Source organism: Flavobacterium sp. (genome assembly GCF_039930565.1).
In the GTDB taxonomy this organism is placed as follows: Bacteria; Bacteroidota; Bacteroidia; order Flavobacteriales; family Flavobacteriaceae; genus Flavobacterium.
Genome location: NZ_JBDTTP010000117.1, coordinates 1 through 8,554, shown reverse-complemented (window position 1 = coordinate 8,554; position 8,554 = coordinate 1). Strand labels below are relative to the sequence as shown.

7 protein-coding genes are annotated in these 8,554 nt (G+C 36.1%); 4 read left to right on the top strand and 3 right to left on the bottom strand.

The annotated features are described in order from the left end of the window. Positions 1-228: 228 nt before the first annotated feature. Genes ABI657_RS18330 through pdeM form a run of 4 tightly spaced genes read left to right on the top strand, consistent with a single transcriptional unit; the run spans position 229 to position 6,045 of the window. Positions 229-1,293 carry a ligase-associated DNA damage response exonuclease gene (locus tag ABI657_RS18330; RefSeq protein WP_348098718.1) on the top strand — a complete coding sequence of 355 codons (1,065 nt, stop codon included), beginning with the start codon at positions 229-231 and terminating at the stop codon, positions 1,291-1,293. Continuing rightward, on the top strand, positions 1,294-2,895 hold the full coding sequence (locus tag ABI657_RS18325; RefSeq protein ID WP_348098717.1) for an ATP-dependent DNA ligase: 1,602 nt from the start codon (positions 1,294-1,296) through the stop codon (positions 2,893-2,895). It begins immediately after the preceding gene. 19 nt (positions 2,896-2,914) lie between these two features. Next, positions 2,915-5,374: a ligase-associated DNA damage response DEXH box helicase gene (locus tag ABI657_RS18320; protein ID WP_348098716.1), complete on the top strand. Its 2,460-nt coding sequence runs from the start codon at positions 2,915-2,917 to the stop codon at positions 5,372-5,374. 35 nt (positions 5,375-5,409) lie between these two features. Then, complete coding sequence (gene pdeM / locus ABI657_RS18315; protein WP_348098715.1) at positions 5,410-6,045, top strand: ligase-associated DNA damage response endonuclease PdeM; 636 nt, start codon at positions 5,410-5,412, stop codon at positions 6,043-6,045. Here pdeM and apaG read toward each other — a convergent pair. The 3 genes from apaG to ABI657_RS18300 all read right to left on the bottom strand — a co-directional run. Next, complete coding sequence (apaG, locus tag ABI657_RS18310) at positions 6,042-6,428, bottom strand: Co2+/Mg2+ efflux protein ApaG (RefSeq protein WP_110348906.1); 387 nt, start codon at positions 6,426-6,428, stop codon at positions 6,042-6,044. The genes pdeM and apaG overlap by 4 nt on opposite strands. An 82-nt stretch (positions 6,429-6,510) precedes the next feature. After that, complete coding sequence (locus ABI657_RS18305) at positions 6,511-7,770, bottom strand: DUF5103 domain-containing protein (protein WP_348098714.1); 1,260 nt, start codon at positions 7,768-7,770, stop codon at positions 6,511-6,513. Positions 7,771-7,850: 80 nt separating this feature from the next. Beyond that, positions 7,851-8,554 (bottom strand): helicase-related protein (locus tag ABI657_RS18300; protein ID WP_348098713.1); only part of this gene is annotated, 704 nt, incomplete at its 5' end.

The following is an 8,554-nucleotide window of genomic DNA, read 5'->3' as shown; positions in this document are numbered from 1 at the left end:
TTTTACCGGTTCGTTTACCGCTTTTGGTACATGAAAGAATCCTTTTAACATGGGACGAGATATTTTAAAATTACGAATTGTTTAATTTTTCACAAAAGTACAAAGGTTATTTTGATTATATCACAACACAATATTAAAATGTTGTAATTTAATAAACTATTGCAGTCAATCTGTAAAATCGTTTAAATGATAAAGATTTAAATTTGAGCTGCTTCAACTTTTTACACTATGAAAATTCCGCTTTTAGCTTTTAACGATAAAGGTATTTATTGCCAGCAAGCTGATGTATATCTCGATCCGTGGAAGCCTGTTAAAAATGCTATCATTACGCACGGTCACGCCGATCACTCCCGCTGGGGACATCAAAATTATATTACACATCATACCAATGTACCTATTATCCGTCATCGTTTGGGAGAAATTAACGTTACGGGAAAAGAGTGGGGAGAAACCTTCGTTATCAACAATGTAAAATTCTCTTTGCATCCCGCCGGACATATTATTGGAAGCTCTCAGATTCGCGTAGAACATAAAGGCGAAGTCTGGGTTTTTACTGGTGATTACAAAACAGAAGACGATGGAATTTCAGTCCCTTATGAAGTCGTAAAATGCCACACTTTCATCACCGAGTGTACTTTCGGATTACCTGCTTTTAATTGGACTCCGCAGACAGAAGTCATTACAGAAATCAATAATTGGTGGGCAGAGAATAAAGCCGAAGGAAAAACATCCATTCTTTTTGGCTATTCTCTAGGAAAAGCACAACGGCTTTTAAAATATCTCGATACCGATATCGGTAAAATATACACGCACGGAGCCATAGAGAACATGACCAATGTGTTGCGTCCGATGGTTAATTTTCCGCCAACAAATTTGGTAACACGCGAAACCAAAAAAGAAGAATTCGCAGGAAATATTGTTCTCGCTCCGCCAAGTGCGCACGGAAGTATCTGGATCAGAAAAATGACCCCTTTTGTAACCGGTTCAGCAAGCGGCTGGATGGCATTTCGCGGTGCAAGACGCAGACGTGCGATTGATAAAGGTTTTGTATTAAGTGACCATTGCGATTGGTATTCTTTATTGGATAGTATAAAAGCAACCGGTGCAGAAAAAATAATCTGTACACACGGTTATACCGATATTTTCTCCAAATATTTAAGGGAATTGGGTTACGATGCCAGAACCGAAAAAACACAATACGAAGGCGAAGCGGCAGAAATGGAAAAGGATGAAAAGGAAGTTGTATTTGAACAAAATGAGACTTCAATTATTTCTGAACATAACGAACTGTAAATGAAAAATTTCGCCCAACTCATAAAAACACTCGACAGCTCGAATAAAACGAATGTAAAAGTCGATGCTTTAACGACGTATTTTAAAAATGCTTCGCCGGAAGATAAAGTATGGACCATTGCGATTTTGTCACATCGTCGTCCACCGAGACCTGTTAATACCACTTTATTACGAATTTGGGCCAATGAACTGGCAAATATTCCCTTATGGCTTTTTGAGGAAAGTTATCATATTGTGGGTGATTTGGCAGAAACGATCGCTTTGATTATTCCAACCACAAAAGAACATTCCGATAAAAGCCTAACCGAATATCTTCAGGAAATCATTGCGTTAAAAAAGAAATCAGATATTGAGAAAAAAGAATATTTGCATGAAAATTGGCTGGCGCTGAATTATTATGAACGCTTCGTTTTTACCAAATTAATTACCGGAAGCTTACGAATCGGCGTAAGCCAAAAATTAATGACACGTGCCTTATCGAAAGCAGAAGATGTTGATGAAGATGCTTTGGCTTATAAATTAATGGGTAATTGGGATCCGAATACCATTACGTTTCAGGAGTTGATTCTGGATGAAAAAAGCAGTGATTATTTATCGAAACCGTATCCTTTTTATCTGGCATATCCAATTGAAGGTGAAGTGGATAATTTAGGAAATCCTGAGGATTGGTCCATTGAACACAAATGGGACGGAATCCGTTCACAGACGATTATCCGTGAAAACGAAATTTATGTCTGGTCAAGAGGCGAGGAGCTGGTTACCGATAAATATCCTGAATTCAAGTCTTTTGTCGGAATCATTCCAAACGGAACTGTTATCGACGCTGAAATTTTAGCTTTTACAGAAGGGGAAATCGGTACTTTTAATGACCTACAAACCCGAATTGGAAGAAAAACCATATCGGCAAGTTTGCTGGATAAAGTGCCTGTAATTTTAAAAGCGTATGATATTTTAGAATGGGAAGGGCAGGATATCCGAAACTTACCTTACGCCGAAAGAAGGTTATTACTGGAACAATTATATCATTTAATCAAGGATAAAGCGCCCAATTTTCAATTATCGGAAAGAGTTTTACTCCATTCCTGGGAAGATGTATCCAATGAAAGAATGCGTGCCCGTGAAATGAAAAGTGAGGGTTTGATGTTAAAGAGAAACAATTCGCCTTATCTGGTAGGAAGAAAAAAAGGCGACTGGTGGAAATGGAAAATAGAACCTTTAGTTATTGATGCTGTTTTAACTTATGCTATGAGAGGTCATGGAAGACGTTCGAATCTTTTCACTGATTATACTTTTGCACTTTGGCAAACCAACGATAATGGCGAACGCGAACTGGTTACATTTGCCAAAGCGTATTCCGGTTTAACCGATGCCGAATTCAGAAAAGTAGATGATTTTATAAAGAAAAATACGCTTGAACGATTTGGCCCAGTTCGAAGTGTAACACCACAATTGGTTTTCGAAATTGGTTTTGAAGGCATCGCACTTTCCAAAAGACACAAAAGCGGTATCGCCACCCGTTTTCCAAGGATTTTGAGATGGCGACAGGACAAAAAAATTGAAGAAGCCAATTCAATTGAAGATTTAAAAAGTATGATTTCATAAAGCCGAAACTAGCTGATAAATGAACAGAGAAGAACTATATACCATTGCAGAAAACTGGTTTCATACTCAGGGCTGGAAAGCGTTTCCTTTTCAAACCCAAACGTGGACAGCATTTCTGCAAGGAAAAAACGGATTATTGAACGCTCCAACCGGAAGCGGAAAAACATATGCGTTATGGTTTCCAATAGTTCTCGATTACATGAAGAAAAATCCGAATTATAAAACCAAACATAAACCCGGATTAAAAGCCATTTGGATTACGCCTTTACGGGCGCTTTCAGTAGAAATAAAACAAGCTGCCGAAAGAATTCTGAATGATCTGGATACACAAATGACAGTTGGAATCCGGTCAGGTGATACTTCCCAAAGCGAAAGAACAAAGCAAAGTAAAAAAATGCCTGATCTGCTGGTTACTACTCCTGAAAGTCTGCAATTGCTTCTGGCCTCAAAAGAATTTACGAAAACTTTTGCCAATTGTTCTGCGATTGTGGTCGATGAATGGCACGAACTGTTAGGTACAAAACGTGGCGTTCAAATGGAATTGGCTTTGTCACGATTAAAAACCGTTGCACCCAAAATGCGTATATGGGGAATTTCAGCTACCATCGGAAATCTCGAACTGGCTCAACAAGTTCTATTGGGATTAAATTCTGAAGCGTATCAAAATTCGGTTTTAATCAAAGCCAACATCAACAAAAAAATAAAAGTACTTTCGATATTGCCTGATAAAATGGACAGTTATCCCTGGCGTGGTCACATGGGATTGCATCTCATCGATGAGGTTGCGAAAATAGTACGGAAAAGCAAAACCACCTTAATCTTTACGAATGTGCGTTCTGCCTGCGAAATGTGGTTCCAGGCAATCCTCGAAAAATATCCTGAATTTGCCGGAGACATGGCGATGCACCACGGAAGTATTAGCAGGGAAACGCGTTTGTGGGTTGAAAATGCCATTAGAAATGAAGAATTAAAAGTAGTAGTCTGTACTTCAAGTCTGGATTTGGGAGTAGATTTTGCCCCTGTTGAAACTATCATTCAGGTAGGCGGACCAAAAGGTGTTGCCCGGTTTTTACAGCGAGCAGGACGAAGCGGTCATCAGCCAGGAAAAGAAAGTGTAATTTATTTTCTTGCCACGCATGCTATTGAATTGATTGAAGCATCGGCACTTAAAAAAGCAGTTGAAAAAACCATAGTTGAAGACCGGATTCCCTATTTGAACAGTTGGGATGTTTTGGTGCAATATCTAAATACTTTGGCAGTTTCTGACGGATTTTTCCCTGATGAAATTTTTGAAGAAGTCCGACAAACATTCTGTTATCAAAACATAACTAAAGAAAACTGGAATTGGATTTTAAACTTTATTACCAATGGAAGTCAGAGTTTGCAGGCCTATGACGAATACAAGAAAGTAGAAGTCGAAGAAGACGGGCGTTTTAAAATTAACAGCCGATTGATTGCTATGCATCACAGAATGCAAATCGGGACCATTGTTGGCGATGCATCACTGAACGTTAAGTTTTTAAGTGGCGGTTATATTGGAAATATTGAGGAATGGTTTGCCTCAAAACTACAGCCGGGAGATGTATTTACTTTTGCCGGAAAAAGACTGGAACTATTTCGTGTAAAAAATATGCAGGTTTTGGTACGAAAAGCAGATCCCAAAAAAGAATCACGAACTGTAAGCTGGATGGGCGGACGAATGGCATTGTCGGTACAAATGAGTGAATTGCTGCGGGAAGAATTATATGCCGCAAATAGTGAAGATTTAACTCCCGAATTAAAAGCTTTGCAACCTATTTTTACAAGGCAGCGAAAAGAAAGCATTGTTCCGGATGCAGATGAATTTTTAATAGAAACTTTTAAAACCCGGGAAGGTTTTCATGCTGTTTTTTATCTTTTCGAAGGTCGGTTTGTGCATGAAGCATTAGCCAGTATTTTGTCTTATAGAATTAGTTTATTATCGCCAATCACTTTTTCACTGGCGTATAATGATTACGGATTTGAATTACTTTCTGATCAGGAAATTGATATGGAGTCTGTTTTTGATAATAATTTATTTTCAACAGAATATGTACACCATGATTTGCAGAAGAGCCTCAACTTAACCGAAATGGCCAGAAGGAAATTCAGGGATATTGCCGTAATTGCGGGACTTGTTTTTACAGGAATGCCCGGAAAACCTGTTAAAACAAAACATTTGCAGAGCGGTTCGCAATTGCTTTTTGAAGTTTTCAGGGACTATGAACCGGACAATTTATTGCTTCAGCAAGCTTATTCTGAAACATTTGAACATCAGTTGGAAGAAGGGCGTTTGATTCAGGCTTTGGAAAGGGTTAACCAGCAAACGATTGTATGGAAACAATGTAAAAAGCCAACGCCATTTAGTTTTCCAATAATCACAGATCGTCTTCGTGAAAAATTATCAAGTGAAACTTTAGCCGAAAGAATCAAAAAAATGACAGCCAGTTACATGAAATAATTTTGATGAGTGTAAAAGGTTTGCTATATTTAAATATGAATATTATAATAAACAATCAGGATTTTATTCTCCACCAATCCGGGGCTGCTTTTTGGGAGAAAAAAAAGATACTCTTGATTTCTGATGTGCATTTAGGCAAAGTAGCACATTTCAGAAAACATGGAATTGGAATTCCGAATGATGCCATTTTTGAGAATTTTACACGATTAAAAATAGTTTTGGATTTGTTTAGTCCGACAACTATTATTTTCTTAGGTGATCTATTTCATAGTAAAATGAATAAAGAATGGGATTTGTTTGTGCAGTGGAGTAAAACCTATTACCATAAAATAATTTTAGTAGAAGGAAATCACGATATCATCTCAAAGAAATATTATGCCGATTTGAATATTGAGATTTATTCCGAATTAGTAATAGATGATTTTTTACTGACGCATCATCCAACGGAGGAAAATGGATTATTTAATTTCTGCGGACACATTCATCCCGGAATACAATTAAGAGGATTGGGAAAACAGTTTTTAAGTTTGTCGTGTTTTTTCAGAAAACCAAATCAAATGATTTTTCCGGCGTTTGGAGAGTTTACAGGAAATTACTATTTGATTCCAACAGAAAATGATAAAGTGTATGCAATTACTAAAGAAGATGTGATAGAAATTGCTATCAGTTAATTTAGGGCAAAAGGTGCACACATCCTGAAAGTAGGAACTATTACTTTGAAAATTTTGGTTGTGGTAAAATTAATCATATTAAAATGACCTTTCATCGCACCGTAAGGAGATGATAACAAACAACCTGAACTGTAGGTGTGATTTTCACCAGGCTTTAAAACTGGCTTTTTTCCGATAACACCTTCTCCATCGACAACTTCAAGATCGTTTAATGAGTCGAAAATTTCCCAGTGACGAGAAGTTAATTGTACAGAATCCTTACTGTGATTTTCGATTGTTACAACATAACTAAAGGCAAAATGAATCTTGTAGTTTTTGAAGTAAGTACCTTCAAAACTAGTCAAAACAGATATTTTTATGCCTCTTGTTATCTGAGAAACCATATTAAAGTGGTATATATGTGTGTGTTATAATTGCAAACTTACAAAAAAAAAATGATTCAATTGAAATCCTTTTTTACAATGTTTAATTAATAATATTCAATGAATTTGCGTTGCCTTTTCCGATCACTCTTTCATAGCGGTCTGTGTTTTCATGATAATAAACCAAAATAGTATATTCATTTTCAGTTTGGTAAAAATTTCCGTCAATTGCATTTTCATAATCAATAGCTCCGTTTTTATCAGCAATTGTATATTGAAAATTAGTAAATCCCTGCTTGATCATTACAGCCTTTTCATAAACTCCTTTTTCGGCATTATAATCCATTTTGTATTCTGGCGACAGGCTGTAATTGTTGAACATTCCGGTAATGTAGATATCCTTGTTTAATCGGAATGCCGGAGCTGAAAGGCTAAAATAAACCCAGGCATAATCGGCCTCGATTTCGTTATTGGAAGCGTTAATGTTTTTGACCACAAAATTTCCGTTAACATCCTGATAAACACTGTAAATCTGATTGCCTCTTGCCGGATTAGTGTATAAAAAGGCATTGTAAATGTCACTGTTTGCACCTATTTTTCCAACATTATTATTTGCTGCGCGGATGTCTTTGTTTTCGAAATATAAAAATTCATTTCCTCCCCAAAATTGTGTTTCGCTATCGTATTTATAAACCAATTGATTTCCAAGAGTATATTGTGGAGGTACGTTTTTAATCACATTATCGAAATTACCATTCTGAATTAAAAGTACTTTTACATTTTTCAAAGGCATTTGAAAAGCAATTTCGGTTGATGATATCGAAAAATCCAAATTCTGCTTGTTCTCTATATTGCTAATATTTCGACTTCTTTTAACCTGAGCGGAAACGGTAGCGCGGTTTTCATACAAAATAAATTTCCTGGAGAAAACAACTTCTCTGTCTTCATTCAGAATTTTCAACATATAATTTCCTGAAATTCGTAACTGTGTGGTAAACTGATTAGGAAATGCAATCCTGTAATGAGAGTACACCTGAAGTGTATTAAAAGAATTCGTATAATCAACAATTCGTTGATTGTCAAAACCAAGAATATAATCCGTTTTTGGAATATTACTGGGTTTCCAATTATAATCGCAATGGGTAATTTCAAAATAATAATTGGCTTCATTTCCAAATAAATCATCAAACTGCAATTCAAATCCCGAACCTAATTCAAATATTGGCACAACATTACTTCCGTTTTGAACAAACGAAACGGTTTTGATATTGTAAGGAGGAATAACTTCAGTTTGTACTTCCTGGGCTGTTGCCGAAGTAAAAATCAAAAACAAAAGAAGGGTTTTAATCAAAAAATTTGGCATCTTATTAGGTGTAAGATTGTAAATATAACAATTTTATATAACGAATAAGATACCATTTTATTGGTTATAAAAACAATTTATTAAGAACTCAGGATGTATTCTAAGTTAGTTTCAAGTTCTTCATTGATAAAACTTTCTTCTAAAAGGGAATCTGACAACAGCTTTTTGCTTTCCTGCAATTTGATTATTTTTTCTTCTACCGTATTTTTCGAAATGAATCTTATGACATTTACTTTATTCAGCTGTCCAATTCGGTGTGCTCTTCCAACGCCTTGTTTCTCTGCAAAAGGATTCCACCAAGGATCCAAAAATAAAACATAAGAAGCTTTCGTGATATTCAAACCAACGCCTCCCGCTTTAAGCGAAATAAAAAACAGCAAAGGTTCTTCTTTTTCCTGAAAGAGATTAACCTGTTGTTCTCTTTTTTGAGCAGGGGTTTCGCCTGTAATTTCACAGAATCCTATTTTGTTTTCCTGGCACCAATCGGTATAAAAATTCAAATTAGTAACAAATGAACTAAAAATAATAACTTTTTGCCTGGCTTTTACTAAATTTTCAAGATAATTAATTACAGCAATATATTTCCCGGAATCAATTTCTGATTCCTGATCGACCATTTTGGGATGATTACTCAGCTGCCTTAACTTCATCAACGTATTGATAATGCTAATTTTGTCGGGACTTGATCCGTCAGTTTTAAGTAAAAAATTACGGGCTTTTGATTTTTCCTTTTCGTATAATTTTTCCTGTTCAGGATCCATATCGCAATAATAAATCTGCTCCG